General features: G+C 72.6%; 16 protein-coding genes. 12 read left to right on the top strand and 4 right to left on the bottom strand.

The features are described 5' to 3' along the window. Positions 1-240: 240 nt before the first annotated feature. Positions 241-894, bottom strand: coding sequence for a GntR family transcriptional regulator (locus tag ACZ37P_RS34600; protein WP_355348412.1), 654 nt, complete (start codon positions 892-894; stop codon positions 241-243). Between the two features lie 442 nt (positions 895-1336). Between ACZ37P_RS34600 and ACZ37P_RS34605 the strand changes: the two genes are divergently transcribed. From ACZ37P_RS34605 to ACZ37P_RS34625, 5 genes are all read left to right on the top strand, one after another. After that, the gene (locus ACZ37P_RS34605; protein WP_467350379.1) at positions 1337-2245 is read left to right on the top strand and encodes a dihydrodipicolinate synthase family protein; all 909 of its coding nucleotides are present in this window, start codon (positions 1337-1339) and stop codon (positions 2243-2245) included. Then, positions 2242-3243: a proline racemase family protein gene (locus ACZ37P_RS34610; RefSeq protein WP_391049962.1), complete on the top strand. Its 1002-nt coding sequence runs from the start codon at positions 2242-2244 to the stop codon at positions 3241-3243. The genes ACZ37P_RS34605 and ACZ37P_RS34610 overlap by 4 nt, the downstream gene beginning before the upstream one ends. 106 nt (positions 3244-3349) lie before the next feature. Then, positions 3350-4591 (top strand): NAD(P)/FAD-dependent oxidoreductase, encoded by a 1242-nt coding sequence (locus tag ACZ37P_RS34615; protein WP_391161795.1) that lies wholly within the window; start codon positions 3350-3352, stop codon positions 4589-4591. Then, positions 4575-4871 (top strand): (2Fe-2S)-binding protein, encoded by a 297-nt coding sequence (locus ACZ37P_RS34620; protein WP_355348400.1) that lies wholly within the window; start codon positions 4575-4577, stop codon positions 4869-4871. The genes ACZ37P_RS34615 and ACZ37P_RS34620 overlap by 17 nt, the downstream gene beginning before the upstream one ends. Next, a complete protein-coding gene (locus ACZ37P_RS34625; RefSeq protein ID WP_467350381.1) occupies positions 4868-6337 on the top strand; it encodes an FAD-dependent oxidoreductase in 1470 nt (489 codons plus the stop codon). The genes ACZ37P_RS34620 and ACZ37P_RS34625 overlap by 4 nt, the downstream gene beginning before the upstream one ends. A gap of 80 nt (positions 6338-6417) precedes the next feature. Here ACZ37P_RS34625 and ACZ37P_RS34630 read toward each other — a convergent pair whose 3' ends face one another. Together ACZ37P_RS34630 and ACZ37P_RS34635 are read right to left on the bottom strand one after the other, a co-directional pair. Further along, the gene (locus ACZ37P_RS34630; RefSeq protein WP_467350383.1) at positions 6418-7380 is read right to left on the bottom strand and encodes a helix-turn-helix domain-containing protein; all 963 of its coding nucleotides are present in this window, start codon (positions 7378-7380) and stop codon (positions 6418-6420) included. 136 nt (positions 7381-7516) lie between these two features. Further along, on the bottom strand, positions 7517-9028 hold the full coding sequence (locus ACZ37P_RS34635; RefSeq protein WP_467350384.1) for a glycoside hydrolase family 3 protein: 1512 nt from the start codon (positions 9026-9028) through the stop codon (positions 7517-7519). Positions 9029-9597: 569 nt separating this feature from the next. Here ACZ37P_RS34635 and ACZ37P_RS34640 point away from each other — a divergent pair. The 6 genes from ACZ37P_RS34640 to ACZ37P_RS34665 all read left to right on the top strand — a co-directional run bounded on the left by ACZ37P_RS34640 (position 9598) and on the right by ACZ37P_RS34665 (position 15498). Then, positions 9598-10659, top strand: coding sequence for a phytanoyl-CoA dioxygenase family protein (locus ACZ37P_RS34640; protein ID WP_391161801.1), 1062 nt, complete (start codon positions 9598-9600; stop codon positions 10657-10659). After that, complete coding sequence (locus ACZ37P_RS34645) at positions 10641-11960, top strand: DUF6271 family protein (protein WP_467350386.1); 1320 nt, start codon at positions 10641-10643, stop codon at positions 11958-11960. Before ACZ37P_RS34640 ends, ACZ37P_RS34645 begins: the two co-directional genes overlap by 19 nt. An 8-nt stretch (positions 11961-11968) precedes the next feature. Further along, positions 11969-13180 carry a type III PLP-dependent enzyme gene (locus ACZ37P_RS34650; protein ID WP_467350388.1) on the top strand — a complete coding sequence of 404 codons (1212 nt, stop codon included), beginning with the start codon at positions 11969-11971 and terminating at the stop codon, positions 13178-13180. Then, positions 13177-13779, top strand: coding sequence for a GNAT family N-acetyltransferase (locus ACZ37P_RS34655; protein ID WP_355348379.1), 603 nt, complete (start codon positions 13177-13179; stop codon positions 13777-13779). Before ACZ37P_RS34650 ends, ACZ37P_RS34655 begins: the two co-directional genes overlap by 4 nt. Positions 13780-13784: 5 nt before the next feature. Next, positions 13785-14996 carry an MFS transporter gene (locus ACZ37P_RS34660; protein ID WP_391049942.1) on the top strand — a complete coding sequence of 404 codons (1212 nt, stop codon included), beginning with the start codon at positions 13785-13787 and terminating at the stop codon, positions 14994-14996. 61 nt (positions 14997-15057) lie between these two features. After that, the gene (locus ACZ37P_RS34665; RefSeq protein ID WP_402711824.1) at positions 15058-15498 is read left to right on the top strand and encodes a GNAT family N-acetyltransferase; all 441 of its coding nucleotides are present in this window, start codon (positions 15058-15060) and stop codon (positions 15496-15498) included. Here the strand turns inward: ACZ37P_RS34665 and ACZ37P_RS34670 are convergent. Next, a complete protein-coding gene (locus ACZ37P_RS34670) occupies positions 15474-16070 on the bottom strand; it encodes a GNAT family N-acetyltransferase (RefSeq protein WP_467350391.1) in 597 nt (198 codons plus the stop codon). The two genes, ACZ37P_RS34665 and ACZ37P_RS34670, sit on opposite strands and share 25 nt — an antisense overlap. A 161-nt stretch (positions 16071-16231) precedes the next feature. Between ACZ37P_RS34670 and ACZ37P_RS34675 the strand changes: the two genes are divergently transcribed. Further along, positions 16232-17134: an oxygenase MpaB family protein gene (locus tag ACZ37P_RS34675; RefSeq protein WP_391161808.1), complete on the top strand. Its 903-nt coding sequence runs from the start codon at positions 16232-16234 to the stop codon at positions 17132-17134. The last annotated feature ends 138 nt before the right edge of the window (positions 17135-17272 follow it).

Consider the following 17272-nt stretch of genomic DNA (forward strand, 5'->3'; position numbering starts at 1 on the left):
CAACGGTCGATCACGAAGTTCTTGAATCGGCGACGACGCACAGGGCACCGTTCAAGCCATCCGACCGGGCTCGCGAGCGGGTCGGGAAATCGTCGTCCGGGCGCTCAACGCCCGCCCGCCACCTGCGAGTTGACTCCCCCGGGCCGCACGGGGCCGAGCCCGCGCGGAGCGCCGCCGGGCGGGGAGAAAATTTCGTCCGATCCGCCCGGTAAAACCTGTGTTACGCGGACGGAAGGGACGTCAGCGCGCCGCCCAGAGCCCCCGGACATGCCCGATGTGCCGGTGCATCATCAGCTCGGCGCCCACCGCGTCGCCGTACTCCACGAAGTCCGTGAGCTGGTGGTGCTCCATCGCCGACTCGACGAGGCTGCCGTCGGCGAGCAGCGGCGCGAGGCCCAGCAGCCGGGTCCGCGCGCGCAGACCCGCGACGACGTTCACCAGGTGCCGGTTGCCGGTGTAGCCCAGCAGCGTGAGGTGGAAGATCCGGTCGGCCTCGACGTATCCGACCAGGTCACCGGCGCGCGCGGCGACGACGATGTGCTCGGCGAGCGTGCGCAGCAGGGGCAGGTCGGCGGCGGGGACCAGCGGGACGACGGCGCGTACGGCGGGCGGTTCGATCAGCAGGCGGACGGCGGTGATCTGGTCCAGGTCCTGGTCGGAGACCTCGGTGATCCGGAAGCCCTTGTTGGGCTGGGCCACCGCGAGCCCTTCCTTGACCAGGTCGAGCATGGCCTCCCGCACCGGGGTGGAGGACACGCCGAAGCGCGCCGCCAGGCTGGGAGCGGAGTAGACCGCGCCCGGGATCAGGTCCCCGGAGACCACGGCGGCGCGCAGTTCGTCGCGCACCCGGTCCCGCTGCGTCTCCCGGCCGTCGGCGCTCTGCCCACCGCTCACGTGCCCCGCCCTTCGGCTCTCCCGCGCCCCCGCCGCTCGGCCGACGCACCGCCTGTCCGAGGTCAGGATGACAGCCGGGCGGGGTACGGCGGCGACAGGGCGGAGGTTCAATGAGGTTTCATTGTGCGGCGCAATGATATCCACGGACGCGCGAGCCGGGAGCGAAAGGGGCAAAGGCGCACGTCCCCGCGCTGTTCACTCGAAGATCCGTCGGGGTCTGGCGTCAGTGCCATTGCACAGCTACTGTGACAGCGCAGCGCCCACGGTCCCGGCGGCCGGTCCGTAGCCCGTTGCGCACCACCGATCCGGGCTCCCGTCGCGGCGCCCCCGTCAGCGTCCAGGCGCCCAACGCGCGGCCCGCGAGCCCTCGTTCGCCCGCCCGGCCCCCGTCGTCCTCGCACCGCCGAGGCGGCGCGTCCGCCCTTCCCGTGAGGAGAACCGCATGCCCGACACCCAGGCGCAGCCCTGGCACGGGGTCTACGTCGCCACCGCGCTCCCGTTCCGCCCCGACGGTTCGGTCGACCTCGACGCGTACGGCGAGCACGTCCGGTTCCTGGCCGACGGCGGCTGCCACGGCGTGTGCCCCAACGGTTCGCTCGGCGAGTACCAGACCCTCAGTATCGACGAGCGCACCCGCGTGATGCGGACCGCGATCGAGGCGGCCCCCGAGGGCTTCGGGGTGATGCCCGGCGTGGCCGCGTACGGGTCGCGCGAGGTCTGCGGGTGGATCGAGCGGGCGGCGGAGGCCGGCGCCGCCTCCGTCCTGCTGCTGCCGCCCAACTCCTACCGGGCCTCGCGCTCCGACGTCGTCGCCCACTACCGCGAGGCCGCGCGGGTCGGGCTGCCCGTGGTCGCGTACAACAACCCCATCGACACCAAGGTCGACCTCACCCCCGGCCTGCTCGCCGAACTGCACGCCGAGAATCTGATCGTGGCGGTCAAGGAGTTCAGCGGCGATCCGCGCCGCGCCTATCTGCTGGCCGAGTCGGCGCCGGGCCTGGACCTGATCGTCGGCGCCGACGACATGGTGCTGGAGCTGGGGCTCGCGGGCGCGGTCGGCTGGATCGCGGGCTACACCAACGCCTTCCCGGCCACCACCGTCGAGATGTTCCGCCTGATCACGTCGGACGACCCCGCCGACGTACCGGCCGGATCCGCCCTCTACCGCTCGCTGCACGCGCTGCTGCGCTGGGACTCCAAGACGGAATTCGTCCAGGCCATCAAGCTGTCCATGGATGTGGCCGGACGGTACGGCGGCCCCTGCCGTCCGCCGCGCGGTCCGCTGCCCGACGACGTCGCCGCGCGGATCACCGAGCTGACGAAGGCCGCGGTCGCGGAGGGCTGCCGATGAGGGCGCGGCGCGTCTTCCACGCCGTCGACTCCCACACCGAGGGCATGCCGACCCGTGTGATCACCGGCGGCGTGGGCGTCCTGCCGGGCGGCACCATGGCCGAGCGGCGTACGTGGTTCATGGCCAACAAGGACGATCTGCGCACCCTGCTGATGTACGAGCCGCGCGGGCACGCCGCGATGAGCGGTGCGATCCTCCAGCCCCCGACCCGGCCCGACGCCGACTGGGGCGTGCTGTTCATCGAGGTGTCCGGGGTGCTGCCCATGTGCGGCCACGGCACCATCGGGGTGGCGACCGTGCTGGTCGAGACCGGCATGGTGGAGGTCCGCGAGCCGGTCACCGTGATCCGGCTGGACACCCCGGCGGGGCTGGTCACCGTGGAGGTGGCGGTCGAGGACGGCGCCGCCAGATCGGTGACGCTGCGCAATGTCGCCTCCTACGCGCACGCGCTGGACCGGACCGTCACCGTGCCCGGCCTCGGCGAGGTGGGCTACGACCTCGCCTTCGGCGGCAACTTCTACGCCGTCGTCGACCTGGAGCGGATCGGCCTGCCCTTCGACCGGCGGGAGGGCGGACGGCTGCTGGAGGCGGGCCTGGCCGTCATGGCCGCGATCAACGAGGCCGACGAGCCGGTCCATCCGGAGCGCCCTGACATCCGCGGCTGCCACCACGTCTATCTCACCGCGCCCGGCTCCACCGCCCGCCACTCCCGGCACGCCATGGCCATCCACCCCGGCTGGTTCGACCGCTCCCCGTGCGGTACGGGGACCAGCGCGCGGATGGCGCAGTTGCACGCCCGCGGGGAGCTCGCGCTGGACACCGACTTCGTGAACGAGTCGTTCATCGGCACCCGCTTCGTCGGCCGTCTGGTGGAGGAGACCGAGGTCGGCGGCGTCCCCGCGGTGGTACCGACCGTCACCGGGCGGGCATGGATCACCGGTACCGCCCAGTACATGCTCGACCCCGACGACCCCTTTCCCGCGGGATTCCTCCTGTAGTGCCCTGCCGGTGGACCCCCCGCCCGCACCCGCCGGTGGACCCCGCGTCCGCACCCGACCGTGAACCCCACGCCCCCGCCCCTGACCTGCGACCGGGAAGGCCGCCATGCGCACACCGCACCCGCCCGCGTCGCGAACGGCGCCGCGCCCGGCCACGGCGTCCGACACCGCTGACCTGGTCGTCATCGGCGCGGGCGTGATCGGTGCCGCCGCCGCGTACTTCGCGGCGCGCGCCGGTCTCGACGTCACGGTCCTGGACCGCGGTCCGCTGGCGGGCGGCACTTCCAGCGCGGGCGAGGGCAATCTGCTGGTCTCCGACAAGGAGCCGGGCCCCGAGCTCGATCTGGCCCTGCTCTCGCTGCGCGTGTGGCGTGACGACCTCGCGGAACACGCCGGCCTGTGGGAGTACGAGCCCAAGGGCGGTCTCGTCGTGGCCGCCACCGCGCAGGGTTCGGGGACGCTGGCCACGCTCGTACGGCATCAGCGCACCCTCGGCGTCGAGGCGGTCGAGGTGTCCGGCGACGAACTGCCCGGCTACGAACCGCTGCTGTCGCGGGAGCTGGTCTCCGGCGCGTTCTACCCGCAGGACGCCCAGGTGCAGCCCGTGCTCGTCGTCGCGCACCTGCTGCGCCTGGCCCGTGAGGCGGGCGCGCGGGTCAGGACCGGCACGGAGGTGACCGGTTTCCGCACGTCCGGGGGACGGATCACCGGCGTCGACACCCACCGCGGTCCGGTGCACGCCCCGGCCGTGCTCAACGCGGCGGGGCCGTGGGCGGGCGACGTGGCGGCGCTGGCCGGAGTACGGGTGCCGGTGCTCCCCCGGCGCGGCGCCGTCCTGGTCACCCGGCCGCTCCCCCTGGTCATCCGGCACAAGGTCTACGCCGCAGAGTACGTCGCCGATGTGGCCAGCGGTGACGCCGCACTCCAGACGTCGCCCGTGGTGGAGGGCACCCGCGCGGGCACCGTCCTGATCGGCTCCTCGCGCGAACGCGTCGGCTTCGACCGGCGGCTGTCCCCCGCCGTCCCCGCGGCGCTGGCCCGCAAGGCCATCGCGCTCTTCCCGTTCCTGGCCTCGGTCCCGGCGCTGCGCTCCTACGTCGGCTTCCGCCCCTACTGCCCCGACCACCTGCCGGTGATCGGCCCCGATCCGCGGGCTCCGGGGCTGTGGCACGCCTGCGGGCACGAGGGCGCCGGGATCGGTCTGTCGGCGGGCACGGCCAGCCTGCTCGTCGGTGCGCTGACCGGCCAGGCCGTACCGCTGGACCTCGCGCCCTTCGCCCCCGAGCGCTTCGACACCAGCCCGCCCACCGAGGAACCGCAGGAGGAACCCCGTGCCCCCTCACGCTGACGACCTCGCGGCGCCCTGCACCGTGTTCCTCGACGGCCGGCCCGTTTCTGCCCGCGAGGGCCAAAGCGTCGGCTCCGCCCTGATGGCGGCGGGCATCGTCGCCTGGCGGTCGACCCGCGTCGAGGACCGACCGCGCGGCCTGTTCTGCGGGATCGGTGTCTGCTTCGACTGCCTGATCACCGTGGACGGCCACCGCGACCAGCGCGCCTGCCAGGTGCCGGCGGCCGACGGCATGCGGCTGGAGACGGCGCCCGCCACGTACGAAGGCGCTGACCGATGACGGGCGTCGCCACGACGGCGGAGGCCGAGGTCGCGCGGGCCGAGGTCGCGGTGGTCGGCGCGGGTCCCGCGGGGCTGGCCGCGGCGGTGACCGCCGCCGAGGCAGGGCTGAGCGTCGTCCTGGTCGACGCGGCGGCGCGCCCCGGCGGCCAGTTCTGGCGGCACGGACCGGGGGGACCGCGCGCCGACGAGGGATACCACCACCTGGGCACGTACGCGGACTTGACGGAGCGGCTGTCCCGAGCCGGGGTACGGACGCTGTACGGCCGGCAGGTCTGGCGGGCCGAGCGCGGGGCCGACGGCTTCATTCTCAGGACCCGGCCCGCGCACGACACGGCCCGCGCACCGGCCGTGACGGTGGCCGCGCGCGCCCTGGTGCTCTGTCCGGGCGGATACGACCGCCAACTGCCCATTCCCGGCTGGGACTTGCCCGGTGTCATGGCGGCGGGCGGCGTGCAGGCGCTGCTCAAGGCGGACGGCACCCTGGCCGGGCGGCGGGCGGTGGTGGCCGGGACCGGCCCCTTCCTGCTCCCGGTGGCGACGGGCCTCGCCGCGGCCGGGGCGGACGTACCCCTGGTCTGCGAGGCGAACGCGCTGCGCGGCTGGCTGCGCGAGGCCGGCGGCGCGGCGCGGGAACCGGCCAAGGCGGTGGAGGCGGCGCGGTACGCGGCGCTGCTTGCGCGCCACCGTATCCCGTACCGGACGAGGACCGTCGTCACCCACATCCTCGGCGGGACGCGCGTCCGCGCGGTCCGGGTGGCGCCGCTGGGCCGCGACGGCCGCCCCGTCACCGCGCGCGCCACCGAGGTCGCGGTGGATCTGGTGGCGCTCGGCTGGGGTTTCACCCCCGCTCTCGAACTGCCGCTGGCGCTGGGCGCGGGGACGCGGGTGGACGTGGACGGCTCGCTGGTAGCGGTGGTGGACGCGTGGCAGCGCGCGAGCGTGCCCGGCGTCTACCTCGCCGGGGAGTGCACCGGGGTCGGAGGCGCCGCGCTCGCCCTGCGCGAGGGCCGGTTGAGCGGGCTCGCCGTGGCCGCCGACCTGGGCCGGTCCTACGACCGCGGCGCCGTACGCCGTCTGCGGTCGGGCATCCGGCGGGGTCGCCGCTTCGCCGCGGCGATGCACACCGCCCATCCGGTCCCGGCGCACTGGACGGCGTGGCTCACGCCCGACACGGTCGTCTGCCGCTGCGAGGAGGTCACCTTCGCGGCGCTCGACGAGGCCCACCGCACGCTGGGCGCGGACGACCCGCGCACCCTCAAGCAGCTCGCCCGCCCCGGTATGGGCATGTGCCAGGGCCGTGTGTGCGGCTTCGCGACCACCGCGATCAGCGCCGCCCTCACCGGCCGCCCCGCCACCGCCGCCGACCACCGCGGCCTGGCCACCCGCCCGCTGGCCTTCCCCGTGCCACTGGGCGAGATCGCCGCGGCGGACGGGGACGGCGACGGGGGCGGTCCTGACGCGTAGGAGGCGCGCTCAGCCACGGCGTCCTCAGGCATGGCGTCCTCAGGCATGCGGCACGACATGGTGCCGCTGAGCCCAGCCGTTTACGGTTCGCTGCTCCCCGTCGCGTGGCGGTAGTCGCGGGGCGAGAGGTGGTAGGCGGTGCGGAAGGAACGGGTGAAGGTGGAGTGGTCCTTGAATCCCCAGCGGGCGGCTATGCGGTGAATGGGGAGATCCCGGAGGGCGGGGTCGCGCAGGTCGCGGCGGGCGCGCTCCAGGCGGAGGCGGCGGATCCAGGCGGCGAGGGTGGTCTCGCGCGTGGTGAAGAGCCGGTGGAGGTAGCCGACGGAGACGTGCAGGGCGTCGGCGATGTGGGTCGGCGAGAGGTCGGGGTCGTGCAGATGCTGCTGGACGAAGGCTTCGACGCTCAGCAGGAGTGTGCGTCGGCGTGAGTCCTCGCGGAGGGCGGCTTCCGCGTCGAGGTGGTGGGCGACGACGGCGGTGAGCAGGTCCTCGGATATACGGGCCAGCCGCCCGAGGTCGTCGGGGCGGTAGGCCGCCTGCGTGGTCAGGCCGGTGAGGAAGTGCACGAGCATGCCCGCGAATCCGGCCTGTCCCGGTAAGGGCCGGGCCAGCAGGCGTTCGATCCGGTCGGCGGGCTGTCCGAGCTGTGCGCGCGGGATGTGGACGCGTACGAGTGTGGTGGGCTCGCCGCCCGCGCCGAGTTGAAGTCCGAAGGGGCGCGAGCTGTCGTAGAGGACGATGTCCGTCGCCTCCAGGACCGCCTCGCGGCCGAGCTGGCTCATGACGAGCTTGCCCGAGGGCGCCATGGCCAGGCAGAGGAGTTCCGGATCCGCCTGGCGGACCATCTTCGGCGTGCGGACGACCTGCGAGGGCGAGACCCTCAGCTCGACCACGTTCACCGCCGCGAGGTCGACGGTCCTGGCCGACGCCCTGAAGTCCTCCGCCTCCCGGCTGGACAGGCTCATCGGGTGCTCGCTGGTGACGAACAGCTCGTTGAGGGCCGCCAGCCGGTCCGGCGGCGACAGATCGTCACGATCGAACATCGTCCGCATCATGGCTCCCCCTCGGACCGCGGTGGCCGCGTCCCGGAGTCTCCGGCCGCGGACCGCCTCGGGCCAAGTATCCCCCGGTGGTCGTCGGACCCGCCCAAGGCGCGGACCCCGCCGGGGCCCGGCCCGACTACCGCGCGCCCACCAGGACTTCCGCCGCGGCGACACCGGAGGCGGCCGTCGCGCCGTGGGTGAAGATCTGCGCGGCGCCCTGGACGGAGTCGCCCGGCAGGCCCATCTCGACGACGATCGCGTCGGGACGTGCCCCGGCGAGTTCGGCGAGCGCGCGGCCCATCCACTTGTTGCGGGAGGCGTCCCTGACGACGACGACCAGCGGGCGCCCGGCGGCGGGCGCGAGCGCGTACGACTCCAGGAGGGCGGCGTCGGCGGCGAGTTCCTGGTGGTGGACGCGGACGAAGGTGGTGCCGGGCAGCCGCTCGCGCAGCGGGGCCGCGACGCCCCAGGGGGTCTCCTTGCCGATGGCCAGGTTGGTGGACGGCACCAGTTCGACCACGTGCGGGGGCGCGGTCAGCGGGAGGACGTCGCTCGCGGAGCCGCCGAGGCGTATGGCGCGGCGGGCGGCGACGTAACCGATGTCGCCGCTGACCGGATTGACCGGAACCGCCCGCGCCAGGCCGGTCGACCACTCGGCGAAGGCGCGGACCCGCTCGGACGCCTCCTCCAGCCGCGCCTGCGTGAGGTCGCCGGACCGTACGGCGTCGGCGAGCGCGTCGGTGAGCAGGTCGACGGTGTCGGCCCCGGAGTTCTCGCCGCCGACACAGACCGCGTCGCAGCCCGCGACGACGGCCTTCACCGTGGCGCCGTCGATGCCGTAGCGGTCGGTGACTGCGCCCATCTCGATGGCGTCGGTGACGATCAGGCCGTCGAAGCCGAGTTCCTTGCGGAGCAGTCCGTCGAGGATGCGGCTGCTGAGGGTGGCCGGAACGTGCGGGTCGTAGGCGGGCACGAGGAGGTGACCGCTCATCACGGCGCGCACGCCCGCGCGGACGGCGGCCTCGAAGGGCGGCAGGGCCTGGGCGGCGATGGTCGCGAGGTCGGCGTCGTAGCTGGGCAGGCCGTGGTGGGAGTCGACGGCGACGTCCCCGTGACCGGGGAAGTGCTTGGCGCAGGCGGCGACTCCGGCCGACTGGAGGCCCTGGATCCAGGCGCCCGCGTGCCGGGCGACCAGACCGGCGTCGACGCCGAAGGAGCGCACCCCGATGATCGGGTTGTCCGGGTTGGAGTTGACGTCCACGCTGGGCGCGTAGTTGAGGCTGACGCCGGCGGCGTGCAGTTGGCGGCCGAGGTCGCGGGCGACGGACTCGGTGAGGTCGGGGTCGTCCACGGCGCCGAGCGCGAAGTTGCCGGGCCGGGTGGAGCCGGTCGAGGACTCGATACGGGTGACGTCCCCGGCTTCCTCGTCGATCGCGATGATCAACGCGGGGTTCTCGGCGCGCAGTTGCGCGGTCAGCCGGGCCACCTGCTGGGGCGAGGCGATGTTGCGCGAGAAGAGGACGACGGAGGCCAGGCCGTCACCGATGGCCCGCAGCACCCACTCCGGCGCCTCCGTCCCCACGAAGCCGGGCTGGAGAACGGAGAGCGCGAGTCGTCGCAGCTCCTTGTCGGGCGTGCTGGAGGACATCAACTGGGCCTTCCACGTAGAGCCAACGCATTTGTGACACGGCGGACATTGGTACAGACCATCCGGATACTCGCCCAGCGTGATCTGGGGTGTCAAGTGCCTGACGCACGTACACCGGCCACATCGGCCGGGGCGTCCGGGAGACCGCGCCTGACCTGGTCCGTCGCCGCCGGGGAAGCCGCGTCACCCGTGGTAGGGCCCGGATCGCGCACGGCGACGAGGTGGCCGAATCGCCGCCTTCGGGCGCCGCGACACGTCAACTCCACGGTTGACATGGGCGGTTGGTCTAATCCATTTTAGTGGGACGCGAGTTCAGCGAGCGACAAGCGCGGCGTAGTGCCATGAATGATGGGCAAGTTGCGAACGTCCGTTGCCGTACGCATCCACTCGCCCACCGACGGCAACGCACGGTTCCGCCGTGCTTTGGCGTAGGCACATGTAGTGGCGGTCGCCCAGAACCACTCTCGGCACCGGACGCGATTGCCTGTCCCCACACGGCCGATCCGTCCCGGCCGAAGGAAAGCCCGGGGGCGATCCGCATCAGAGAACCGAACCCTGGAGCGACTGCTTTGTCGGCGCCTGATCATTCTTTTCGAGCCTCTTCCGAACGCCCGTACTTCAGCTCGGACGGCGAGACCTACCTCACACCGACTCCGCTGCGGAACCTCCGCAAGACACAGAAACTCCGTGTGCTGTCGGAAGAGGACTTCACTTTCTGGCAGACCTACGGATACGTCGTGGTGCGGCAGGCGATACCCGCCGTCGCGGCCGACGAGCTCCTGGAATTCGCCTGGAATTTCCAGGGACTTGATCCGGCCCGCCCGGACACCTGGTACGAGGAGCGGGAGTTCCGCTCGGATCTCGACAGGGAACTGCACATCTACGGTTTCGTCGAGGCTTACCAGCACCAGCTCATGTGGGACAGCCGGCAGTCGCAGCGCGTCTACGACGCCTTCGTCGACGTATGGGACTGCGAAGAGCTGTGGGTGACGCTGGACCGGCTCAACCTCAACCCGCCCAACATCAAGAACCGGGACCGCGCCCACATCGCGCCGACCGAGCGCGGCTTCGACATCACGCTGCACTGGGACATCGACACCACGCTGGAGGTGCTCCCGCAGCGCGTCCAGGGGATCATCGCGCTCAACGACACCAAGCCCGACCAGGGCGGCTTCCAGTGCGCGCCCGACCTCTTCCACCGGTTCGAGGAGTGGAAGGCGCTCCAGCCGGAGGACCGCGACCCGATCCGGCCGAGCGTCGACCGCGCCGAATACCCCGTCATCCAGCCCGATCTCAAGGCCGGTGACCTGCTGATCTGGAACGGGCTGCTCGCGCACGGCGTCGCGCCCAACACCTCGCAGAGCGGCGTCCGCGCCGCCCAGTACCTCTCGATGATGCCCGCCCTGGAGTCGCACCAGGAGCTGCGGGACTCGCGCGTCAACTCCTGGCGGACGCTCAGCACTCCGGAGTGGAACGGCACGCTGGTCGGCGACGCCACCCGGCACGAGTCCCTGCGGTACGGACCCGCGGAGCTGACCGACCTGGGCGCCAAGCTGCTGGGCCGTGACTCCTGGAAGCAGCCGTCCGCGGACCAGGGGACCGGGGAGCGGACATGCGCCGAATCTGCCTGACGCTTCCCACCAACAGGCCCTGCGCGACAACGATATCGGCGGTGCACGAGGAGGCGGCCCACGCCGCCACGCACTTCGACGTCGAGGTGCGTCTGCTGGTCCTGGACTCCTCCGACGCCGGAGCCCGCGAGCAGCACGCTCGGGTCGTGCGCGGTCTGCCGGCCGTACCGGGCGTCGTCGTGCACCACCTCGGCGAGGCGGAGCAGCGCGACTTCCTGCGGCGGGTCATCGAGCGGGCCGCGCCGGACAAGCCCGAGTTGCTGCTCGATCTGATGCTGCCCGCCGGGCTCTCGTACGGCGCCTGCACCAACCGCGCGTTCCTGATCGCCGCGGCGCTGGGCTGCGAGTCCGTACACCGCAGGGACTCCGACAGCCGCTACCAGTCCGTGGACGGTCTGCCGGTCTTCCCCGTCCACCATGAGCTGTTGTCGCTCGGCAAGCGGGCGGCCGACGCGGCGGCCGGAGTGACCGAGACCGATCTGGCGGACGCGCACACCGGCAAGACCGTCTCCATGGTGGGCAGTTCCTTCATCGGCGAGATGTCCGTCGACATCGAGGAGATGCACCGGCTCGACCGCGACGCCTACTACGACGTGGTCGGGCTGTGGGCGCCGGTCCACTGGTCGTCGCGGAAGAAGCGCGAACTGGTCGACGAGTCCTTCAAGGGCGCGGGCCACGAGCCCTTCGCGGGCGACCACTCGACGCTCACCCTGGTCGACCCGATGCGGGTCGACATGTGCAACATCGCCTTCCACGGGGTCCACGAGCAGGTCCCGCTGATGCCCGCGACGGACACGATCGGAAGCGACTACTTCCTGATCCACCTCGTCCACGACGCGACGCTGCCCGGTGTCCTGCACAACCGGAACATCGTCAATTACCACACCGGTGAGCGGAAGACGGACGCCGGGTTCATGGCGTATCACTTGCGCTTCGCCAAATTCTTCCTGTCGATGCTGTATCTCAACGCCGTGTACGACCGGATGGCCGAGGCCGGTTCCGCGCTGCTGGACGACGACCACCGGATACGGGTGGCCGCGGTCGCCGAATTGCTGCGGGACAGCGCTCTGCTGGACCGTGCGGAGAATGTGGAGCGGCTGGACATCCTCGACCGGTCCTACCGCAAGCTCGGCGGCAGGTACGCGGAATTCGCGGAATCGCTCACGGAGCGGCGCGAGCGGTTGCTAGACGAGGCCCGCGGGGACATCGAGGACTACGCCCTGTTGACGGAAACATGGTCGGCGATGATTCGGGCGAGCAGGGAAACGGGTCTCGACACACTCCAGCGGCTGCCTGGCTGACGCCGCACATGACGCACGAGAACGCCTCACTGTTCGCCGCTCTTTCGGCCAGCGCCGAGGACCGGATCGTCTTCGATCTCAGCGGTATCGAGGAACGCTACGATTCCCTGCTGCGCGAGCTGCCGAGAATCGCGGTGCGCTTCGCCATGAAATCCTGTCCCGTGGACGAAGTGCTCGCCTGTCTTGTCGCGAAAGGCAGCGGATTCGACGCGGCGAGTATCAACGAGATCGAGCAGGCCGTACGCTCCGGCGTCGCGGTCGGGAGAATTCACTACGGCAACACCGTCAAGTCGGACCGGGACATCGCGGCGGCCTATCGCCTCGGTGTCAGGGACTTCGCCACCGACAGCCTGGAGGACGTCGCCGCCGTCGCGGCGCACGCCCCCGGCTCGCGGGTGTTCTGCCGGCTGGCGACCGACGGTGACGGAGCGCTCTGGGGTCTGAGCAACAAGTTCGGCTGCTCGGCCGAGGACGCCCTGGCCGTGCTGGAGAAGGCGCGGGAGTCCGGGCTGCGGCCGGCCGGGCTCTCCGTGCACGTCGGTTCGCAGCAGATCACGGCCGAGGCGTGGCAGCGGGCGTTCGAGCAACTGGTCGACACGCTGACCGTGCTCGGCGAGCGCGGTATGCCGCCGCGGTACGTCAATCTGGGCGGCGGCCTGCCCGCGCTCGGCTATCTCGACAAGCGCGGCAGGCCGCTCGACCCGCCGATCGACAAGATCTTCGCCGTCATCCGCGAGGGCATGCAGCGGTGCCGGGAGGCGGCGGGCGACGGCCTGGGCTTCGTGACGGAGCCGGGCCGCCATCTGGTCGCCGACCACGGGGCCGTCCGGGCGCACGTCTCCCGGCTGTCCACCCGGCACACGGCGGACGGCACGGCCCACCGCTGGCTCTACCTGAGCTGCGGGAAGTTCAACGGCCTGTACGAGATGGACGAGTTGCAGTACCGGCTGGTCTTCCCCACCCACCCCGACACCCCGCGCGTCGAGGCCACCGTGGCCGGTCCGACCTGTGACAGCGACGACGCCTATTCGCGCGAGCACAGCCTGGTCCCGGTACCCGAGTCGGTCGAGTCGGGCGACCCGGTGTGGGTGCTGTCCAGCGGTGCCTACGCCGTCAGTTACATGACCCAGGGGTTCAACGGCTTCAGCCCACTGCCGTACGTGTGCGTACGCGGCGCGGGCGACGGGCCGGGCCGCCCGCGGAAGGAGCACGACAGGTGAGCGACCGCGAGACACCCCGGCGCGCGGTGACGGAGCACGCGCGCGTCCGCCCTGTCGGCGACGGCGACTGGGCGGACCTCGTCGCGCTCGAAGCCGCCGCCTACACCTCCCTCGGTCTGTCCGAGGGGCGGGCCGCGCTGGAGTCGAAGGCGTGGGCGTCGCCGACGACGTGCTTCGTCCTCGACGTCGAACAGCGGCTCGCCGGTTACCTGTTGGCGCTGCCGTACCCGGTCTCGCAGGCGCCCGACCTCGCCCGCGGCGAGGAGGTGGTCTTCCGCTCGCGCAATCTGCATGTGCACGACCTCGTCATCGCCGAGGATCTGCGCGGCCGGGGCCTGGGCAAACGCCTGCTGCACCACCTCACCGGGCGGGCGCTCCGGCAGGGATACGAACAGATGTCGCTCGTCGCGGTCGGCGGCAGTCACACCTTCTGGGCGGCGAACGGCTTCGCCGCCCAGAAGGAGGTCGTGAACTCCGAGAGCTACGGGGCCGGTTCGGTGTACATGTCCATGGCGCTGCCGACCGCGCCGACCGTCGAGAGTCCGACGCCGACCAGCGGCCTGCTGAGCGGGGCACCAACGCGAAACGAAGTGGGATAACGCCTGTGTTGCACGTTCACGATCCGTTCCGGCGCGGGCAGTTGGCGATCGGGGCGCTCTTCTTCTCGCTGGGCTTCCAGTACGCCACCTGGGCGTCGCGGCTGCCCGCGATCAAGGCGCATCTGGACCTGACCGCCGCGCAGGTGGGGCTGCTGCTGATGGCCACCGGCATCGGCGCCGCCGCCGCTTTCCCGCTGGTGGCGATGCTGATGCGGCGGCTGGGCTCGCGGCTGCTGTCGCTGCTCTCGGCCGTCGGCCTGACGCTGCTGCTCATCCCGCTGTCCGTCATGCCGAACTACCCGGTCGCGCTGCTCGTCATGGGATGTGACGGGGTGCTCGTGGCCTGCCTGAATGTGGCGATGAACGCGCAGGGCGCGGCGCTGGAGGCCGTCCACCGGCGCAACGCCATGGCCAAGCTGCACGCGACCTTCAGCGGCGGCTCGCTCGGCGCGGCCCTGCTCGCCTCCGGAATGAACACCGTCACCTCGACGATGGCGGTGCACTTCGGCGCCGCCGCCGTCCTGTTGCTCCTGCTGACCGCGTACGCCAGGACCGGGCTGCTGACGCAAGAGCAAATCGCGGCCAAGGACGAGGCGGCCGAGGCGCAGGAGCAGAAGGAGGACGCGGTCGCGGTCGCGGAGGAACGGGGTGCCAAGAGCCGCGGCAAGTGGACACTGCCCGCCCGTATGACCCTGTGGATGGGCTGCGCGATGGCCTTCGGCACGGTCACCGAGGGTGCGATGAACGACTGGTCGGCGATCTACATGAAGGACGTCGCCAAGGCCTCGGCCGAACTGGCGCCCATGGGCATCGCCGTCGTCTCGGTCATGATGGTGCTCGCCCGGCTCTTCGCCGACGGCTGGCGCAGCCGCTGGGGTGACGGCCTGATCGTCCGTGCGGGCAGCGCCCTGGCCGCGGCGGGCCTGGCCATCGCGCTGCTCAGCGGCGGCGTGGTCCCGGCGCTGATCGGCTTCGCCGCGGTCGGCCTGGGCATCGCCGCCGTGACGCCGTGCGTGTACGTGGCGGCGGCCGGTCAGGGTTCGGACGCGCTGACGCTGGTCGCGACGATGGGCACGACGGGGCTGCTCGCGGGGCCGCCGGTGATCGGCTTCATCGCCAACGCGACCGGTCTGGTCTGGGGCCTGGGCGCCGTGGCCGCCTCGGCGCTGGTCGTGTCCCTGTGCAGCACGCAGATCCGCTGGACGTCGACCGCCTGAGCCGCGGGCCGCGCCCCGAATCACGGTTGACGCCTCGGGGCGCGCCCGCTTCGCTGTGCAGGTGAGCACACTTCGCATCGAACGCGTGCGCCCCGACGCCTTCGTCCAGGACTGGCGCGCCGTCCACAACACGGTCATCCCCACGCATCCGCTGTCCCTGGACGACGTCCGGGAGCGCAGCGGACGCCACCTCCTGGAGGTCGCCTACCTCGGCGACGTCCTGGTCGGAAACATGACGGTACGGCCGCCGACCGACGACGAGCCGGTGGTCACGGTCATCGCGCGGGTCCTCAGCGCACACCGGGGGCGGGGCTTCGGCCGGGAGCTGTACGCGCGCGGCCTCGCGCACGCGCGGGAGCTGCGGCCGGGCGCCGTCGAGACGGTGGTGCTGGAGTCCAATGAGGACGGGCTGCGCTTCGCGCTCACGCAGGGCTTCGTCGAGGTCGAGCGGTATCTGCTGCCGGGCGACACGATCCGTTACGTGACGCTGCGGCTGCCCTGAGCGGCGTCCTCCGCGCCGCCGCCGTGGCGGCCGGGGCGCAGGTCGAGCATGTGGAACACCTTGTCGTAGCGGCGCGGCCCGACCGCCACGAAGTCCGGCAGGCGGCCGTACTCGCGAAAGCCCAGTGATTCGTAGAGGCCGATGGCGCGGGCGTTGTCGCCACGGGCGTCGAGGGTGAGCACTTCGATCCCGGCCCGGCGGGCGTCGGCGACCAGCGCCGCGGTCAGGGCGCGGCCGATGCCGTGGCCGTGGGCGGCGCCGTCCACGGCGAGCCGCTCCAGGTCGGCGTGGGGGCGGTGGGTGGGGCGGGTGTACCGCAGCCAGTAGCCGAAACCGACCAGGTCCTCACCGAGATACGCGGCGCGCAGCGACCCGTCGCCGGCCCGTACCGCGGTCAGGACCCGGTCGAGGAGGGCCGTGACCTCGTCGGTGCCGGGCGGCTCCAGCCAGCCGAGCGGGGCGCCGCCCTGAACCAGCGGGGCCAGCAGCGCGTGCGCCGCTCCGGGGTCCAGCGCTCGCGCCCGCTCGATGCGCAGCCCGTCCCCGAGCGCGCCCGCCTCAGCCGTCGTCATCGCGTTCCGCCTCTCCCGCGCAGGTGCTTCCGTCCGTGGGCCGCCGCGCCCGGGTACCGCCGGGGTCCGGCCGCCCGTTTCCGTCCCACATCATCTCCGGCGGGATCTCGCCGACACCTCCCCGCGCGACCGCGTTCACGCCCGAGTCGTACAGTGGCGACATGGCCGTCAGTATTCTGGACATTCCCGGCGTCGCAGCCGTGCGGCAGCGGTTGCGCGCGGAATTGCTGGCGCGGGTGGCGGGGCCCTCGGGGCCGGAGAACCGGGCGCGGATCCAGGACGCGCGGGGGCCGCGGTGGTTCGGTCCCGAGCGGCCGATCCGCGTGGTGCACGGTGACGCGTCGATGTTCATCGGGGGCTTGCGTGCGCTGCTGTTGCAGTCGCTGCATCCGCTGGCGATGGCCGCGGTCGCCGCGCACTCCGGCTACCGGGGAGATCCGTGGGGCCGTCTCCAGCGCACCAGCACCTTTCTCGCGGTCACGACCTTCGGCACCGCCGAGGACGCGCGGCAGGCCGTCGAGCAGGTACGGGCGGTGCACGCGCGCGTCAGCGGCACGACCGCGGAGGGGGAGCCGTACCGGGCGTCGGATCCGCATCTGCTGGGCTGGGTGCACGTCGCCGAGGTGGACAGTTTCCTGCGCGCTCATCAGCGGTACGGGGCGCGGCCGTTGGACGCCGCGGGCTGCGACGCCTACGTGGCGGACACCGCGCGGGTCGCGGAGGCCCTCGGTGTCCTCGACCCGCCGCGCGACCAGGCGGCGCTGACCGCCCGGCTCGCCGCGTACCGGCCGGAGTTGCGGTCCACGGCCGAGGCGCGGGACGCCGCGCGTTTCCTGCTGCTCGACCCGCCGCTGCCGTGGGCCGCCCGCGGCCCGTACGCGATCTTGGCCGCGGGCGCGGTGGGGCTGCTTCCTTCGTGGGCCCGCAGCCCGCTGCGGCTGCCGTATCTGCCGATCACCGAGGCGACCGGCGTCCGGCTCGCGGGACACGGTCTGACCAGGACGATCCGCTGGGCGATGGCTCCGGAGGCCGCCGCGCGGTCCGACGGGCCGTCAGAAGGCTGACGGGCGGGGCCGGAAGACGGCGCAGAGGCGGGGGGGGGGGGGGGGGGGGGGGGGGGGCGGGGGGGGAGGGGGGGGGGGGGGGGGGGGGGGCGGGGGGCTCGCGAGCATGGGTGTGGGGGCGGTCGATCTGGTCGCGCT

Source organism: Streptomyces sp. NPDC024632 (assembly GCF_055559175.1).

Coding starts and splice junctions, on each gene's coding strand:
- ACZ37P_RS34675 (WP_391161808.1), top strand. CDS start 16,232: ATGGCCGTCAGTATTCTGGACATTCCCGGCGTCGCAGCCGTGCGGCAG.
- ACZ37P_RS34630 (WP_467350383.1), bottom strand. CDS start 7,380: ATGTTCGATCGTGACGATCTGTCGCCGCCGGACCGGCTGGCGGCCCTC.
- ACZ37P_RS34645 (WP_467350386.1), top strand. CDS start 10,641: ATGCGCCGAATCTGCCTGACGCTTCCCACCAACAGGCCCTGCGCGACA.
- ACZ37P_RS34670 (WP_467350391.1), bottom strand. CDS start 16,070: ATGACGACGGCTGAGGCGGGCGCGCTCGGGGACGGGCTGCGCATCGAG.
- ACZ37P_RS34625 (WP_467350381.1), top strand. CDS start 4,868: ATGACGGGCGTCGCCACGACGGCGGAGGCCGAGGTCGCGCGGGCCGAG.
- ACZ37P_RS34610 (WP_391049962.1), top strand. CDS start 2,242: ATGAGGGCGCGGCGCGTCTTCCACGCCGTCGACTCCCACACCGAGGGC.
- ACZ37P_RS34635 (WP_467350384.1), bottom strand. CDS start 9,028: ATGTCCTCCAGCACGCCCGACAAGGAGCTGCGACGACTCGCGCTCTCC.
- ACZ37P_RS34650 (WP_467350388.1), top strand. CDS start 11,969: ATGACGCACGAGAACGCCTCACTGTTCGCCGCTCTTTCGGCCAGCGCC.
- ACZ37P_RS34605 (WP_467350379.1), top strand. CDS start 1,337: ATGCCCGACACCCAGGCGCAGCCCTGGCACGGGGTCTACGTCGCCACC.
- ACZ37P_RS34615 (WP_391161795.1), top strand. CDS start 3,350: ATGCGCACACCGCACCCGCCCGCGTCGCGAACGGCGCCGCGCCCGGCC.